General features: G+C 60.8%; 13 protein-coding genes. 3 read left to right on the top strand and 10 right to left on the bottom strand.

From position 1 onward, the window contains the following. Positions 1–8: 8 nt before the first annotated feature. The 4 genes from H043_RS0128415 to H043_RS0128400 are packed head-to-tail and all read right to left on the bottom strand — an operon-like array spanning position 9 to position 3,886. A complete protein-coding gene (locus H043_RS0128415) occupies positions 9–809 on the bottom strand; it encodes a carbohydrate ABC transporter permease (protein WP_027614646.1) in 801 nt (266 codons plus the stop codon). A 10-nt stretch (positions 810–819) separates the two neighbouring features. Then, on the bottom strand, positions 820–1,686 hold the full coding sequence (locus H043_RS0128410) for a carbohydrate ABC transporter permease (RefSeq protein ID WP_027614645.1): 867 nt from the start codon (positions 1,684–1,686) through the stop codon (positions 820–822). After that, the gene (locus tag H043_RS0128405; RefSeq protein WP_027614644.1) at positions 1,683–2,792 is read right to left on the bottom strand and encodes an ABC transporter ATP-binding protein; all 1,110 of its coding nucleotides are present in this window, start codon (positions 2,790–2,792) and stop codon (positions 1,683–1,685) included. Before H043_RS0128405 ends, H043_RS0128410 begins: the two co-directional genes overlap by 4 nt. Further along, a complete protein-coding gene (locus H043_RS0128400) occupies positions 2,792–3,886 on the bottom strand; it encodes an ABC transporter ATP-binding protein (protein ID WP_027614643.1) in 1,095 nt (364 codons plus the stop codon). The genes H043_RS0128405 and H043_RS0128400 overlap by 1 nt, the downstream gene beginning before the upstream one ends. 381 nt (positions 3,887–4,267) lie before the next feature. Between H043_RS0128400 and H043_RS0128395 the strand changes: the two genes are divergently transcribed. Beyond that, positions 4,268–6,118 (top strand): sigma-54-dependent Fis family transcriptional regulator, encoded by a 1,851-nt coding sequence (locus tag H043_RS0128395; protein ID WP_027614642.1) that lies wholly within the window; start codon positions 4,268–4,270, stop codon positions 6,116–6,118. Positions 6,119–6,296: 178 nt separating this feature from the next. On the opposite strand, the gene cysS is transcribed toward H043_RS0128395, so the two are convergent. Together cysS and H043_RS0128385 are read right to left on the bottom strand one after the other, a co-directional pair. Next, positions 6,297–7,679, bottom strand: coding sequence for a cysteine--tRNA ligase (gene cysS, locus H043_RS0128390; protein WP_027614641.1), 1,383 nt, complete (start codon positions 7,677–7,679; stop codon positions 6,297–6,299). Between the two features lie 22 nt (positions 7,680–7,701). Beyond that, positions 7,702–9,402 (bottom strand): glutamine--tRNA ligase/YqeY domain fusion protein, encoded by a 1,701-nt coding sequence (locus H043_RS0128385; RefSeq protein ID WP_027614640.1) that lies wholly within the window; start codon positions 9,400–9,402, stop codon positions 7,702–7,704. Between the two features lie 251 nt (positions 9,403–9,653). Between H043_RS0128385 and H043_RS0128380 the strand changes: the two genes are divergently transcribed. Then, on the top strand, positions 9,654–10,160 hold the full coding sequence (locus tag H043_RS0128380; RefSeq protein ID WP_027614639.1) for a peptidylprolyl isomerase: 507 nt from the start codon (positions 9,654–9,656) through the stop codon (positions 10,158–10,160). Next, entirely contained in the window at positions 10,157–10,909 is a 753-nt protein-coding gene (gene lpxH / locus H043_RS0128375) for a UDP-2,3-diacylglucosamine diphosphatase (protein WP_027614638.1), read from the top strand. Before H043_RS0128380 ends, lpxH begins: the two co-directional genes overlap by 4 nt. A gap of 125 nt (positions 10,910–11,034) precedes the next feature. Here the strand turns inward: lpxH and H043_RS0128370 are convergent, their stop codons facing one another. The 4 genes from H043_RS0128370 to H043_RS0128355 form a co-directional block, all read right to left on the bottom strand. Next, on the bottom strand, positions 11,035–12,564 hold the full coding sequence (locus tag H043_RS0128370; RefSeq protein ID WP_027614637.1) for a DHA2 family efflux MFS transporter permease subunit: 1,530 nt from the start codon (positions 12,562–12,564) through the stop codon (positions 11,035–11,037). A 156-nt stretch (positions 12,565–12,720) separates the two neighbouring features. Then, positions 12,721–13,923, bottom strand: coding sequence for an HlyD family efflux transporter periplasmic adaptor subunit (locus tag H043_RS0128365; protein WP_027614636.1), 1,203 nt, complete (start codon positions 13,921–13,923; stop codon positions 12,721–12,723). Positions 13,924–13,937: 14 nt separating this feature from the next. Further along, positions 13,938–15,407, bottom strand: coding sequence for an efflux transporter outer membrane subunit (locus H043_RS0128360; protein ID WP_027614635.1), 1,470 nt, complete (start codon positions 15,405–15,407; stop codon positions 13,938–13,940). Further along, positions 15,397–15,879 (bottom strand): MarR family winged helix-turn-helix transcriptional regulator, encoded by a 483-nt coding sequence (locus H043_RS0128355; RefSeq protein ID WP_027614634.1) that lies wholly within the window; start codon positions 15,877–15,879, stop codon positions 15,397–15,399. Before H043_RS0128355 ends, H043_RS0128360 begins: the two co-directional genes overlap by 11 nt. Between the last annotated feature and the right edge of the window lie 64 nt (positions 15,880–15,943).

Below are 15,943 nucleotides of genomic sequence, written 5' to 3'. Positions count from 1 at the left end.
TGCGTTCCTCAGACCCGACCCAGGGCAAAGCCCTTGGCCACGTGGTTGCGAACAAACCAGATCACCAGCATGCCCGGCAGGATGGTCAGCACCCCCGCCGCCGCCAGCACGCCCCAGTCGATGCCCGAGGCCGACACCGTGCGTGTCATCACCGCGGCAATAGGTTTGGCGTTGACCGAGGTCAGCGTGCGCGCCAGCAGCAGTTCGACCCAGGAAAACATGAAGCAGAAGAACGCCGTGACGCCGATGCCCGAGCCGATCAGCGGGATGAAAATCTTCACGAAGAACTTGGGGAAACTGTAGCCGTCGATGTAAGCGGTTTCGTCGATTTCCTTGGGCACGCCAGACATGAAGCCCTCCAGAATCCACACCGCCAGCGGCACGTTGAACAGGCAATGCGCCAAGGCCACAGCGATGTGCGTATCGAACAGGCCAATCGACGAATACAACTGAAAGAACGGCAACAGAAACACCGCCGGTGGCGCCATGCGGTTGGTCAGCAGCCAGAAGAACAGGTGCTTGTCGCCAAGGAAGCGATAGCGCGAAAACGCATAGGCCGCCGGCAACGCCACACTCAGCGAGATCACCGTGTTCAGGCTGACGTAATACAGCGAATTGAGATAACCGGTGTACCAGCTCGGGTCGGTGAAAATCACCTTGTAGTTGTGCCAGGTGAAATCCTGGGGGAACAGGGTCAACCCGCCGAGAATTTCGGTGTTGCTCTTGAACGACATGTTCAGCAACCAGTAGATCGGCACCAGCAGGAACAGGATGTACACCAGCAACGGAATAAGCTTTCTTTTGCTCATGGCCGGGCCCTCAGCGGTTGGCGTCGGAATGGGTCATGGCGGTGTAGAACAGCCACGAAACCAGCAGGATGATCAGGAAGTACACCAGCGAAAACGCCGCTGCCGGCCCCAGATCGAATTGGCCGACCGCCATCTGCGTCAGCGTCTGACTGAGGAACGTCGTGGCATTGCCCGGCCCGCCGCCGGTGAGCACGAACGGCTCGGTGTAAATCATGAAACTGTCCATGAAGCGCAGCATCACCGCGATCAGTAGTACGCTTTTCAGCTTGGGCAACTGGATGTGCCTGAACACTGCCCACGCCGAGGCGCGGTCGATCCGCGCCGCCTGGTAATACACGTCGGGAATCGCCCGCAGCCCGGAAAAACACAGCAGCGCCACCAGCGAAGTCCAGTGCCAGACGTCCATCACCAGCACCGTGACCCAGGCGTCCATGGTGTTGGCCGCGTAGTTGTAGCTGATGCCCAGCGCATTCAGGCCCGAACCGAGCAGTCCAATGTCGGCACGACCGAAGATCTGCCAGATGGTGCCGACCACATTCCACGGGATCAGCAGCGGAATCGCCAGGATGATCAGCACCACTGACGACCAGCGGCCCTTGGTCGGCATGGTCAGGGCGACGGCGATACCCAACGGGATTTCGATCAGCAGCACGCAGGCCGAGTAGATGAACTGGCGTAGCAGCGAGTCATGCAGACGCGGATCGAGCAGCACCTGTTTGTACCAGTCGGCGCCGACGAAGTAGCGGCTGGACTGGTCGAAAATGTCCTGCACCGAATAGTTGACCACGGTCATCATCGGGATCACCGCACTGAACGCCACCAGCAGAAATACCGGCAACACCAGCCACCAGGCCTTGTTGTTCTGCACCTTGTTCATGGCTGCACCTCGTCGTCGGCTTCGAGCAGAAACTCATCGGCATAAACCATCAGCCACTGCGCCGGAAAACTGATGTACGCCTTGCCCTGCGGTACCGGTTTGTCTTCGGCCAGACGCACCTTCAGCGGCGCGCCATCGAGGTCGAGGGTGAGGATCTTGTAGGTGCCGAGGTCTTCGACGTGGACCACCCGCGCCTGCATCGCCTCGTCAAACGGCTCGTCCCAGACATGGATGAACTCCGGGCGGATGCCGACCTTCAGATTTTTCCACTGACCGTGTTCGATATGCCGTTGCAAGGCGTCGGACAGTGGCAAGTGCGTCGAAGCGAAACCGACCCCACCCGGCTGCGGCTGCACCTCGATCAGGTTCATCCCCGGGCTGCCGATGAAGTAGCCGACAAAGGTGTGAGTCGGCCGCTCGAACAATTCCCGTGGCGTGCCGAACTGCACGATCTGTCCGCCGTACATCACGGCGATCTTGTCGGCGAAGGTCGAAGCTTCGAGCTGATCGTGGGTGACGTAGACCATGGTGATGTTGAACTGCTCGTGGATCTGCTTGAGCTTGCGTCGCAGCTTCCATTTCAGATGCGGGTCGATCACCGTCAGCGGCTCGTCAAAGAGGATCGCCGAGACATCGTCGCGCACCAGGCCACGGCCCATGGAGACTTTCTGTTTTTCGTCGGCGGTGAGGTTGCGCGCCTTCTTGCTCAGCAAGTTTTGCAGGTCGAGGACTTCGGCGATTTCCTGCACCTTACTGTGCACTTTCGCCTCGGCCATGCCCTGATTGCGCAGGGGGAATGCCAGGTTATCGAACACGGTCATGGTGTCGTAGACCACCGGGAACTGGAACACCTGAGCGATGTTGCGCTTCTCCGGGGTCAGGTCGTTGACCGCTTTGCCATCGAACAACACATGCCCTTGCGAGGGGCTGAGCAGGCCGGAAATGATGTTGAGCAAGGTCGACTTGCCGCAACCCGAAGGGCCGAGCAAGGCATACGCGCCGCCCTGCTCCCAAATGTGGTCCATCTCGCGGATCGCGTAATCGTCAGGCCCACTCGGCTGCTTGCTGTAACTGTGGGCGAGGTGCTGCAAACGGATTTCGGCCATCAGGCAACCCTCGCGACACGTTGGCCCGGTGCCTGCACCAGACGGCCCTGCGCATCGAACACGAACAGTTTGTGGGTCGGGATGTAGATGCGGATCGGCGCATCAACGTCGTATTCGTGAACCCCCGGCAGGTGCAGCACCAGCAGGAAATGCTCGTTGCGCACATGCAGGAAGGTTTCCGAGCCGCTGATCTCCGCCACTTCGACGGTAACCGCCAGCTCCAGATCATCATCGTTGCTCGGCACCAGCGAGATATGGCTGGGGCGCACGCCAAAGCGAAACTCGCCCTCGCCTACAGGACGCAGGTCGACGTTCAGCGGAAAGTGCACGAAATTGGCGAAGCTGACTTCGTTGCCGGCAATGCGCCCGGGCATCAGGTTGATCGGCGGTTCGGAGAACAGCTCGGCGGCCAGCACCGTTTGCGGCTGGTGGTAGACGGAAGTCGAGGCGCCGCTCTGGATCACCCGGCCCTCGTGCAGAATCGTCGTGGTGCCGCCCAGCGCCAACGCTTCGTTCGGTTCGGTGGTGGCGTAGATCGCAATGGTGTGGCGCAGCTTGAACAGCTCGCGCATTTCCTGGCGCAGTTCTTCGCGCAGCTTGTAGTCGAGGTTGACCAGTGGCTCGTCGAACAGGATCAGCTCGGCGTCCTTGACCAGCGCCCGGGCCATCGCCGTGCGCTGCTGCTGACCGCCGGACAGCTCCAGCGGATAGCGCTGCAGGAACTTCTCGATGCGCAGCATCTTCGCGGTTTCCAGCACTTTGCTATGAATGATTTCTTTGGAAACACCGGCCTGACGCAGCGGCGAGGCGATGTTCTCGAACACGGTCATGGTCGGGTAATTGATGAACTGCTGATAAACCATCGACACGTTGCGCAGGCGCACCGGGCGCTGGGTGACGTCGACGCCGTTCATCAGGATCCGGCCACTGTCGGGCTTGTCCAGGCCTGCCATCAGGCGCATCAGGCTGGTCTTGCCGGACAGCGTGCGGCCGAGCAGAACGTTGAAAGATCCGGGTTCGAATGTCAGGCAGGCATCGTCGATCCAGTTCTGGCCCTCGACGGTGCGGCTGACGTGCTCCAGGGTGAGTGACATGGCTCGGCCTTTTTATTATTGGAGTCAAGCGACCTGTGCAGCAGAGCGACATTCGTGCCAGAAATGGCAAGTGGTTGATTTGTCGTGAAAAGGGCTGAAAACGCGGGGATCGGGCGTTCATTGCTGAACACATTTGAACAGTTGGGCGATTGACAATGAACAATAGTGAACAACACTCTATGAACGCTTTTTGCGCAAATTCTGTGAACGATGAAAATCCAATGTGGGAGCGGGCTTGCTCGCGGAGGCGGTGTGTCAGTCGATGTAAATGTGTCTGATATACCGCTTTCGCGAGCAAGCCCGCTCCCACAGTTTTGATCTGTGTTGGTTTTGAAAGCAGTGCCATAACAACAATAAAATGCCCTTCAGAGGCCCACCACCATGGCCGCACCTGCCCCGCCGCTGTCCCACGACGCGATCGTCCAGACCTCCTGGCAACGTTGCCGCGCCTTCGGCCTTGACCACCAGAGCGCCCCGGCCTTCGATCAATTGCCCGCCGCCGGCATCGCGCAGCTGCTCGACCGTCACCACGCGCTGGTGCAGACCACCCATCAGGAAGTGCTGCCGTACTACGAGAACATCCTCAGCAACTCCAATTGCCTGATCATGCTCGCCGACCATCAAGGCCAAGTGCTGACATCCTGGGGCACCCAGCGCTTTATCGAGCCGAATCTGGCTCGGGGTTTTCGCGCCGGGGCGAGCTGGATGGAGCGCTGCAGCGGCACCAATGCGATCGGTACCGCGCTGGCCTGCGAGCAAGCGGTGCACATCGAGCACGATGAACACTTTCTGAAAGCCAACCGTTTCATGACCGGTTCCGCCGCGCCGATTTTCGATGCCGAGCGCAAGGTTATCGCCGTGCTCGACGTGTCCAGCGACAGTTACCTGCCGCCCTCGCACACGCTGGGCATGGTCAAGATGATGAGCCAGACCGTGGAGAACCGGCTGATCCTCAACCTGTTCCACGGCCAGCACTTTCAACTGACGTTCAACACCGGGTTGAACAACCTCGACAGTCAGTGGGCTGGTTTGTTGATTTTCGACGAGAGCGGTCAAGTGCTGTCGGCCAATCGTCGCGCCGACAATCTGCTCGGCGTGCGCCTGTCGCGGGTCAGTGTCGAGAGCCTGTTCAACGTGTCGCTGCTGGAGTTGATCAATCAGCCGGATGGATTGCCGTTCGCCCTGCAGACCTCCGGGCGCAACCGTTTTCAGTGTTTGCTGAAGCGCCCGCAACAGGCAGCGGTTCAGCCTCGGGTATTTGCTGAACCGAAGAGCGCCGAAAAGTCGCTCAAACCCGCGGGCGCCATCAGCCTCAGCACCCTGCACTTCGGTGACAGCCGGGTGGAAAAAGCCGTGCGTCAGGCCGAACGCCTGCTGGAGAAAGACATTCCGCTGCTGATCCACGGCGAAACCGGAGTCGGCAAGGAAGTCTTCGTCAAAGCCCTGCACCAGGCCAGTTCGAGAAGCAAACAGGCATTTATCGCCGTCAACTGCGCGGCGATCCCCGCCGAACTGGTGGAATCAGAACTGTTCGGCTATGAAAAAGGCGCGTTCACCGGCGCCAACCAGAAAGGCAGCATCGGCCTGATCCGCAAAGCCGACAAAGGCACCCTCTTCCTCGACGAAATCGGTGACATGCCGTTGCCGACTCAGGCCCGGCTGCTGCGGGTGTTGCAGGAGCGCTGCGTGCAACCGGTGGGCAGCAGTGAGCTGTTCCCGGTGGATCTGCGGATCATCTCGGCGACCAACCGCTCTTTGCGCGAACAAGTGCAACTGGGGCGGTTTCGTGAGGACCTGTATTACCGCATCGGCGGTCTGACCCTGGAGTTGCCACCGCTCAGAGAGCGCAGTGATAAAGAGGCGCTGTTCAAACGCCTGTGGGAGCAGCATCGTGAACCGACGCAATGGGCCGGACTCAGCCGCGAAGTGCTGGAGCTGTTCGAGCGGCACCCGTGGCCGGGCAATCTGCGTCAGGTCAGCAGCGTGATGCAGGTGGCGCTGGCAATGGCCGAGGAACAGCCGGTGCGGCCGGAGCATTTGCCGGATGACTTTTTTGTCGATCTGGAGATGGAGCCGGTGGAGAGCGTGCAGCCGCTGGGGCTGGATCTGAATGATGTGGAGGCGTTGAACCGCGAGTTGAAAGCAGCCGGGGGGAATATTTCGCATCTGGCACGCAGGCTTGGGGTGAGCCGTAATACCCTCTACAAGCGTTTGCGGCAGGCGGAGAGCTGACTGCTACGCAGTCAATCGCGAGCAGGCTCGCTCCCACAGGGGATGTGTGTCGCGCAAAGATCCACTGTGGGAGCGAGCCTGCTCGCGAAGGCATCAGCCCTGGCACTGCAGTAATTAAGCCATGCGCATAAACAAAAACCCGCACAAGGCGGGTTTTGTTTTATAGCGGATCAGGCAATCAGTCAGCCAGACGCCAGGTCGTACCACCCTTGCCGTCTTCCAGCACCACGCCCATGGCGGTGAGCTGGTCGCGGATGCGGTCGGATTCGGCCCAGTCTTTGCCGGCGCGTGCCGCCAGACGCGCAGCGATCAGCGCCTCGACTTCAGCTGCATCGACACGCCCTTCAGCGCCCGCCTGCAAAAAGTCATCGGCTTCCAGCTGCAACACGCCCAGCACGCTCGCCAGTTCTTTCAGACGTGCCGCCAGACCGGCCGCCGCGTCGAGATCGCTGTCGCGCAGACGGTTGATCTCACGCACCATCTCGAACAGCACCGCGCAGGCTTCCGGCGTGCCGAAGTCGTCGTTCATCACCGTGGTGAAACGCTCGACGAAGGCTTCGCCGCCGGCCGGAGCAACGCTCGGCAGGCCTTTCAACGCGTGGTAGAAACGCTCGAGTGCGCCCTTGGCGTCCTTGAGGTTGTCTTCCGAGTAGTTGATCGCGCTGCGGTAGTGGCTCGACACCAGCAGGTAACGCACGACTTCCGGGTGGTACTTGTCGAGCACGTCACGAATGGTGAAGAAGTTGTTCAAGGACTTGGACATCTTCTCGCCATTGATACGGATCATGCCGCAATGCATCCACGCGTTGGCGTAGGTCTTGCCGGTGGCCGCTTCGCTCTGGGCGATTTCGTTTTCGTGGTGCGGGAACTCGAGGTCGCTGCCGCCGCCATGAATGTCGAAGGTTTCACCGAGGCAGCAGGTGGACATCACCGAGCACTCGATGTGCCAGCCCGGACGCCCGGCGCCCCACGGCGATTCCCAGCTCGGCTCGCCCGGTTTGGCGGCTTTCCACAGGACGAAGTCCAACGGATCTTCTTTCGACTCGTCGACTTCGATGCGTGCACCGATGCGCAGGTCTTCGATCTTCTTGCGCGACAGCTTGCCGTAGCCCATGAACTTGGCGACGCGGTAGTACACGTCGCCATTGCCCGGGGCGTAGGCGAAGCCCTTGTCGATCAGGGTCTGGATCATCGCGTGCATGCCCGGAATGTGATCCGTGGCGCGCGGCTCCATGTCCGGCTTCTTGATGTTCAGGCGCGCTTCGTCTTCGTGCATCGCGGCGATCATGCGCTCGGTCAGCGCGTCGAACGACTCACCGTTCTCGCGGGCACGATTGATGATCTTGTCGTCGATGTCGGTGATGTTGCGCACGTAGGTCAGGTCGTAACCGCTGAACCGCAACCAGCGGGTCACCAGGTCGAACGCGACCATGCTGCGGCCGTGGCCGAGGTGGCAGTAGTCGTACACGGTCATGCCGCACACGTACATGCGCACCTTGTTGCCATCCAGCGGCTTGAAGACTTCTTTGCTCTTGGTGAGCGTGTTGTAGATCGTCAGCACTTTATATTTCCTTGACGCTAAATCACTGGCCCCACGAATCACGCAGGGTCACGGTACGGTTGAATACCGGCTGACCTGGTTTCGAGTCCTTGATGTCGGCGACGAAGTAGCCTTCGCGCTCGAACTGGAAACGGTCTTCCGGCTGTGCATTGCCAAGCGATGGCTCAGCACGACAACCGGTCAGCACTTGCAGTGAGTCAGGGTTGATGTTGTCGAGGAAACTCGCGCTGTCTTCGGCCTTCTCCGGGTTCGGAGAACGGAACAGGCGATCGTACAGACGCACTTCGCACTCGATGCTGGCAGCCGCCGGCACCCAGTGGATCACGCCTTTGACCTTGCGGCCTTCAGGGTTCTTGCCGAGGGTGTCCGGGTCGTACGAGCAACGCAGCTCGACGATGTTGCCGTCGGCGTCCTTGATCGCTTCGTCGGCACGGATCACGTAGCTGCCACGCAAACGCACTTCGCCGTTCGGCTCCAGGCGCTTGTAGCCCTTTGGCGGTTCTTCCATGAAGTCATCGCGGTCGATGTAGATTTCACGGGCGAACGGCAGCTGGCGCACGCCGAGTTCTTCTTTCTGCGGATGACGCGGCAATTCGAGGTTCTCGACCTGACCTTCCGGGTAGTTGGTGATCACGACTTTCAGCGGGCGCAGCACGCACATGGCGCGCGGCGCGTTCGCGTCCAGGTCCTGACGGATGCTGAACTCGAGCATGCCGAAGTCGACCACGCCGTCGGAACGGTTGGTGCCGATCATGTCGCAAAAGTTGCGGATCGACGCCGGCGTGTAGCCACGGCGACGGAAGCCGGACAGCGTCGACATGCGCGGGTCGTCCCAGCCATTGACGTGCTTTTCATCGACCAGTTGCTTGAGCTTGCGCTTGCTGGTGATGGTGTAGTTCAGGTTCAGGCGGCTGAACTCGTACTGGCGCGGGTTGGCCGGCACCGGCAGGTTTTCCAGGAACCACTCGTACAGCGGACGATGGCTTTCGAATTCCAGGGTGCAGATCGAGTGGGTGATGCCTTCGATGGCGTCCGACTGACCGTGGGTGAAGTCATAGTTCGGGTAGATGCACCACTTGTCACCAGTCTGATGGTGATGAGCGTGGCGGATGCGATACATGATCGGGTCGCGCAGGTTCATGTTCGGCGAGGCCATGTCGATCTTCGCGCGCAGCACGCGGGCGCCGTCCGGGAACTCACCGGCACGCATGCGCGCGAACCAGTCGAGGTTCTCTTCCACCGAACGGTCGCGGAACGGGCTGTTCTTGCCCGGCTCGGTCAGGCTGCCACGGTATTCCTTGGCCTGCTCAGGGGTCAGGTCGTCAACGTAGGCCTTGCCGGCCTTGATCAGCTCGATGGCCCAATCGTGCAACTGGTCAAAATACTGCGAGGCGTAGCGCACTTCGCCGGACCACTCGAAGCCCAGCCATTTGACGTCGGATTCGATCGCGTCGATGTATTCCTGGTCTTCCTTGGCCGGATTGGTGTCGTCGAAACGCAGGTGCGTGACGCCGCCGAACTCCTGGGCCAGGCCGAAGTTCACGCAGATCGACTTGGCGTGGCCGATGTGCAGGTAGCCGTTGGGCTCAGGCGGAAAACGGGTGACGATCTGGGTGTGCTTGCCCGAGTCCAGGTCTGCCTGGATGATCGGCCGCAGGAAATTGACCGGCACGGCAGGGCCGGACTTGGCATTCGAGGTAGGGTCGACAGTGGGCTTGCTCATAGGATCCTTGACTTACATGTGCGCGGCCGCAAAGGGGGCCAGACAAAACAAAGCCGCTATCATAGCCGATGCTGTCAAGGGGCTGACAGAGCGCGGCCTATAAAGGCGTGCATTTAATCGACGGGTTTTGGAAAAACAGCCTCGAAATTCGCGCCTGTCACGCTAAACTGCGCTCCTTGGCCGAAGCAGGCTGAACCGGTTGTGGGGCTGAATGTCCCAGAACCACGAATTCCTTATAAAGAGTAGCGATCATGACTCAAGTCAAACTGACCACCAACTACGGCGACATCGTCATCGAACTGGACGCGGAAAAAGCGCCAATCACCGCTGCCAATTTCATCGAATACGTCAAGAAAGGTCACTACGAGAACGTAGTGTTCCACCGCGTGATCAAGGGCTTCATGATCCAGGGCGGCGGTTTCGAGCCTGGCATGCAGGAAAAGAAAGACAAGAGCCCAAGCATTCAGAACGAAGCTGACAACGGTCTGAAGAACGAGAAGTACACCGTTGCCATGGCCCGCACCATGGACCCGCATTCGGCCTCGGCGCAGTTCTTCATCAACGCCACCAACAACAGCTTCCTCAACCACACCGCCAAGACCGCTCAGGGCTGGGGTTATGCCGTGTTCGGTAAAGTGGTTGCCGGTACCGACGTCGTCGACAAGATCGAAGGCGTGGCCACCACTTCCAAGGCCGGTCACCAGGACGTGCCGAAAGACGACGTGATCATCGAGAAAGCCGAGATCATCGAAGCGTGATATTGCTGATTTCAGATTTGCATCTGGAAGAGGAGCGCCCGGACATCACCCGGGCGTTTCTGGATTTGCTCGCCGGACGCGCCCGCTCGGCGAGTGCGTTGTACATCCTCGGCGACTTCTTCGAGGCGTGGATTGGCGACGACGCCATGACGCCCTTCCAGCGTTCCATCTGCCAGGCCCTGCGCCAATTGAGCGACAGCGGCACGGCAATCTTTCTGATGCACGGCAATCGCGACTTCCTGCTCGGCAAGGCTTTCTGCAAAGCAGCCGGCTGTACGCTGTTGAAGGATCCGAGTGTCGTGCAGTTCTACGGCGAACCGGTGTTATTGATGCACGGCGACAGCCTGTGCACCCGCGACGAAGCCTACATGAAGCTGCGGCGCTACCTGCGCAACCCGATCACCTTGTTCATCCTGCGCCACCTGCCGCTGAGCACCCGCCACAAACTGGCGCGCAAGCTGCGCAGCGAAAGCCGCGCGCAGACGCGGATGAAGGCCAATGACATTGTTGATGTCACGCCTGAGGAAATTCCGCGGATCATGCAGCAATACGCGGTGAAAACCCTGATTCACGGCCACACCCATCGTCCGGCGATCCACAAGCTGCAGCTCGGCGAGCAGGCAGCTAAGCGGATTGTGCTGGGTGACTGGGATCGTCAGGGTTGGGCGTTGCAGGTGGATGAGAACGGGTATGCCCTGGCACCGTTCGACTTTGCTCCGCCGCCAGCCCTGCCGGCCCCCACCATCTAAAGACCAAACAAAAAACCAATGTGGGAGCGAGCCTGCTCGCGAAAGCGGTGTATCAGACACCTCAGTGCTGAATGACACACTGCATTCGCGAGCAGGCTCGCTCCCACATTGAATCGCGTTGCAGATCAGTGACCGCTAGCGGCCGGCCCGGCCTTCGCCGCAAACGGCGGCTTCGCCAGCCACACAATCAGAATCAGCCCCATAAAGCCCCAGCCCAACAGCGTGAAGTAATCCACGGTGGAGAGCATGTACGCCTGGCTGGTGAGGATCTGATCCATCTGCGCATAAGCCGATTGGCTCGCGCCGCCTAAATGGTTCAAGGTCTCGCGAGTCGCCGGTTCGAAGGTACTGATACTTTCGCTCATGTACGCATGGTGCTGATCAGCGCGGCGGATCCAGATCCACGTGGTCAGCGATGCGGCAAAGCTGCCGCCCAAGGTGCGCAGGAAGGTCGCAAGGCCTGCGCCGTCGGCGATCTGGCTCGGTGGCAGGTCGGACATCAGGATGCTCAGGGTCGGCATGAAAAACAGCGCCACGCCGATACCCATGAACAGCTGCACCAGGGCGATGTGCTGGAAGTCCACCTCGTTGGTGAACTCGGCGCGCATGAAGCAGCTCAGGCCAATCGCGAGGAACGCCAGACCGGCCAGCAGGCGCAGGTCGAACTTGTTCGCGTACTTGCCGACAAATGGCGACAACAGCACCGGCAGAATGCCGATCGGCGCCACCGCCAGACCGGCCCAGGTCGCGGTGTAACCCATCTGGGTTTGCAGCCACTGCGGCAGGATCAGGTTGATGCCGAAGAACCCGGCGTAACCCAACACCAGCACCAGCGTGCCGATGCGGAAGTTGCGATGCGCGAACAGGCGCAGGTTGACCACCGGATGCTGGTCGGTCATTTCCCAGATGACGAACACTGCCAGCGCGATCACCGAAATTGCCGCGCCGATGATGATGAAGTTCGATTCGAACCAGTCCAGGTCATTGCCCTTGTCGAGGATCACCTGCAACGCGCCGACGCCGATGATCAGCGTGATCAGACCGACGTAGTCCATCGGCTGCCGACTGGTTTCCACCGGGCGCTTGGCCAGTTGCGAGCGCACCACCATCACCGCAAAGATGCCGATCGGTACGTTGATGAAGAAGATCCACGGCCAGCTGTAGCTGTCCGTGATCCAGCCACCCAGAATAGGCCCGGCAATCGGCGCGACCACCGTGACCATCGCCAGCAACGCCAGGGCCATGCCGCGCCTCGCGGGGGGATAGACCGCAATCAACAGGGTTTGCGTCATCGGGTACAGCGGCCCGGCCACCAGGCCTTGCAGCACGCGAAAGCCGATCAGTTCCGGCATCGAGGTGGAGATACCGCAGAGGAACGAGGCCAGCACGAACAGAATGGTGGCCCACAAAAATAGCTTCACCTCACCGAAACGGCGGCTGAGCCAACCGGTCAGCGGCAGCGCAATCGCGTTGCTCACGGCAAACGAGGTGATCACCCAGGTGCCCTGCTCCGAACTCACCCCGAGGTTGCCGGAAATGGTCGGCAGCGCCACGTTGGCGATGGTGGTGTCGAGCACTTGCATGAACGTCGCCAGCGACAGGCCGATGGTGCTGAGCAACAGGCTGGGCGGCGTGAAAGAGGCGTTATTGCTCATTGTGAATCCTTTGGAACCGGGTTGACACTGCGTCCCTTCAGACGCAGCCGCCCTTGTGGGAGCGAGCCTGCTCGCGAAAGCGGCTGTTCAGCCAACAAAGATGTTGAATTGAAAACCGCCTTCGCGAGCAGGCTCGCTCCCACAGGGGGAAAGGGGTCAGCGTTGCGCGGTCTTGCTCACCGCAGCGCTGTTGTCGTGGATCAGTTGCGCAATCATCGCGTCGGCTTCGGCCAGTTGGCGGTCGTAGACGTTGGTGCTGAACGAGGCCTTTTGCGGCGGTTGCTGGGCCAGCACCGGGCCGCTCTGGTCGTGCAGGTTCACTTCAACGTTGGTCGACAGCCCGACCCGCAGCGGGTGCTTGGCCAGTTCTTCGGCGTTGATGTGAATCCGCACCGGCACACGCTGCACGATTTTGATCCAGTTACCGGTGGCGTTCTGCGCCGGCAACAAGGCGAACGCGCTGCCGGTACCGGCGCCGAGGCTGTCGACGGTGCCGCTGTATTTCACGCTGCTGCCGTAGATGTCGGACTCGATGTCCACCGGTTGACCAATGCGCATGTCACGCAGTTGGGTTTCCTTGAAGTTGGCGTCGATCCACAGTTGATCCAGCGGAATCACCGCCATCAGCGCGGTGCCCGGCTGCACACGCTGACCGAGTTGCACGGTGCGTTTGGCGACGTAACCAGTGACTGGCGCGATCAGCGTGCTGCGGGCGTTGGTCAGGTACGCCTGACGCAGATCGGCAGCGGCGGACATCACGTCCGGGTGCGACGAAACCACGGTGTCATCGACCAGCGCGCTGGTGGTTTTCAGTTGCTGCCTGGCGTTGGCCAGGGCGTTTTGCGCCGAGGTCAGGTCGTCGCGGGCGTGGGACAGTTCTTCCTGGGAAATCGCCCCGCCAGCGGCGAGGTTTTTCCGGCGGTTGTAGTTGTCCTGAGCCTTCTGCACTTCAGCCTGTTGCGCGTTGACCTGGGCTTTCATGCCATCGACGTTGCTGTACAGGCCGCGCACCTGACGCACGGTACGCGCCAGTTTTGCCTGAGCACTTTGCAGGCCGACTTCGGCGTCGTTGGGGTCGAAGTTGACCAGCACCTGACCTTCGTGAACCAGATCGCCGTCGTCGGCGCCGATGCTGACCACGGTGCCGGTGACCAGCGGCGTGATCTCGACGACGTTGCCGTTGACGTAGGCGTCGTCGGTGCTTTCGTTGAAGCGCCCGATGAATTCGTGATACGCCCACACGCCGGCCCCGGCGAGCAGGACCACGACGGCCAGCACCAGCAGCATGAATTTGCGCTTGCGCGGATTGCCGGTGTCGGGGGTGTTGGCTTGAGTTTGGGTGTTTTCGGCAGTGGCCATGACAAATACCTGAATTAGTTGTGCGACGTGGCTGGGGTGGCGTTGGCTGCGGTCAGGGTTTCACCCTGAAAGCCGCCGCCCAGCGCTTGCATCAGTTGAATCGACAGGTCGATCTGCTCGGCATTGAGGTTGGCCAGCTGACGCTGGGCCTGCAGCAATTGCTGCTCGATGCTGAGCACGTCCAGGTAGTTGCCGATGCCGGAACCGTAACGCTGGACGACGGTGTTGTAAGAATCCTGAGCAATCTCGGTGGCGTGCTGCTGCGCGCCGATCTGCCGGCCGATGTCACGCAACTGGTTGATCGTGTCGCTGACATCACCGAGGGCTTTCACCAGACTTTTGTTGTACTGCGCCACCGCCAGATCGTAATCGGCGTCGCGCGCATCGAGGTTGGCGCGCAGGCGTCCACCGTCGAAGATCGGCACCGAAATGGTCGGGGCGATGCTGAAGAAACGACTGGCCGACCCGAACATCGCGTCACCCAACAAGGATTCGGCACCGGCCGAGGCCGTGAGGTTCAAGTTGGGATAGAAGCGGGTTTTCGCCGAGTCGATGTCTTTGCTCGCCGCTTCTACGCGCCAGCGCGCAGCGACCAGATCCGGACGCCGACCGAGCAGCTCCGCCGGCAGCACCGACGGCACCGCCACGGCGCTGGCTTGCAGGACTTTCGGCCGGGCGATTTCGTTGCCGCGATCCGGGCCTTTGCCGAGCAGCACGGCCAGGGCGATCTTGGCGCTGTTCAGACGTTTTTCAGCGTCGATCAGGCTGGCTTCGGAACTGGCCTCAAGGCTTTGGGTTTGCTGGAACTGGTACTGGCTGTCGATCCCGGCACTCAAGCGGCGCTGGCTCAGATCGAGCATCTGTTTGGTGCGTTTCAGATCGTCGTTGGCCAGGTCGTAAACGATATGCGCCTGACCCAGATCGCTGTAGGCGCGGGCCACGTCGGCGGCGAGGGTCAATTGCGCGGCCTGACGGTCGACTTCGGCAGCGCGAGCCTGACCGAGTGCAGCTTCCCAGGCATCACGCTGGCCGCCCCACAGGTCGAAGTTGTAATTGAAACCGGCGCTGACGTTACGCACGGTGGCGTAGGCATCGCCCTGCCCTCGCGGGTCCTGATCCTTGGCCAGGCGCGAACGGCTGATGCCGGCGCTGGCGTCGAGGGTCGGATAGCGTTCGGCATCGGCGGCATACGCGGCGGCGCTGGCCTGATGCGCGCGTGCTTCGGCGATCTGCATGTCCGGGTTGTCGTGCAGCGCTTCGCGGATCAGCCCGTCGAGTTGCGGATCGCCGAGGCTGGACCACCAGTCGCTCTTCGGCCATGCCGCCGGCGACAGAGTCACGCCGTTGAGCGACTGGCCGACTTTCAGGCTTTTCGCGTCGAGGTTTTTGCCCTGTGTGTCGAGGCCGCTGTAATTGGCGCAGCCGGCGAGGATCATCGCCGACAGCACCAGGGTCAGGCTGCTGCGCAAGGTTTTACCGCTCATTGTGTTCACCTAACCGCTGGATAGTGATCGGGTCACCGGCTGCCAGCAGGATTTTCTTGAGGATGTATTCCAGGGTTTTCAGCTCTTCGCGGGAGATGGCGCCGGCCAGTTCATTCATCGCATCGGCACCGATGTAGGGCAGGCGATCGGCCAGTTGCTGGCCCTGCTCGGTGAGCTTGAGTTGCACCTGACGGCGATCGCCTTCGCTGCGTTGGCGAGCCAGGAAACCTTTCTGCTCCAGACGATCGAGCATGCGTGTCATCGAACCGCTGTCCAGCGACAAATGCCGGCACAGCTCGGCCGGGGTGTCGACGCCGAACTGGGCCATGATGATCAACACCTTGAACTGCGCGGCGGTGATGCCGTGGGGTTCCATGTGGGTGTCGATGATCCGGTCCTTGAGCAGCGCGGCGCGGCCGAGCAACAGCCCGAGATGGCAATGTTTGAATTCGTCCGGGGTGAAATGCTTCATGTGCTCACCTAATAACTGCCTAGGCAGTGAATGTATGTCGAGATGTTACTGCCTAGGCAGCGAA

Origin of the sequence: Pseudomonas sp. URIL14HWK12:I6, assembly GCF_000514195.1 — a bacterium.
Taxonomy (GTDB): Bacteria; Pseudomonadota; Gammaproteobacteria; order Pseudomonadales; family Pseudomonadaceae; genus Aquipseudomonas; species Aquipseudomonas putida_A.
The sequence above is the reverse complement of the archived record's forward strand: the minus strand, read 5'-3'. Positions and strand labels throughout refer to the sequence as shown.

Coding starts and splice junctions, on each gene's coding strand:
- H043_RS0128410 (WP_027614645.1), bottom strand. CDS start 1,686: ATGAACAAGGTGCAGAACAACAAGGCCTGGTGGCTGGTGTTGCCGGTA.
- H043_RS0128355 (WP_027614634.1), bottom strand. CDS start 15,879: ATGAAGCATTTCACCCCGGACGAATTCAAACATTGCCATCTCGGGCTG.
- H043_RS0128415 (WP_027614646.1), bottom strand. CDS start 809: ATGAGCAAAAGAAAGCTTATTCCGTTGCTGGTGTACATCCTGTTCCTG.
- H043_RS0128365 (WP_027614636.1), bottom strand. CDS start 13,923: ATGGCCACTGCCGAAAACACCCAAACTCAAGCCAACACCCCCGACACC.
- H043_RS0128395 (WP_027614642.1), top strand. CDS start 4,268: ATGGCCGCACCTGCCCCGCCGCTGTCCCACGACGCGATCGTCCAGACC.
- H043_RS0128360 (WP_027614635.1), bottom strand. CDS start 15,407: ATGAGCGGTAAAACCTTGCGCAGCAGCCTGACCCTGGTGCTGTCGGCG.
- H043_RS0128380 (WP_027614639.1), top strand. CDS start 9,654: ATGACTCAAGTCAAACTGACCACCAACTACGGCGACATCGTCATCGAA.
- H043_RS0128385 (WP_027614640.1), bottom strand. CDS start 9,402: ATGAGCAAGCCCACTGTCGACCCTACCTCGAATGCCAAGTCCGGCCCT.
- H043_RS0128400 (WP_027614643.1), bottom strand. CDS start 3,886: ATGTCACTCACCCTGGAGCACGTCAGCCGCACCGTCGAGGGCCAGAAC.
- H043_RS0128405 (WP_027614644.1), bottom strand. CDS start 2,792: ATGGCCGAAATCCGTTTGCAGCACCTCGCCCACAGTTACAGCAAGCAG.
- H043_RS0128370 (WP_027614637.1), bottom strand. CDS start 12,564: ATGAGCAATAACGCCTCTTTCACGCCGCCCAGCCTGTTGCTCAGCACC.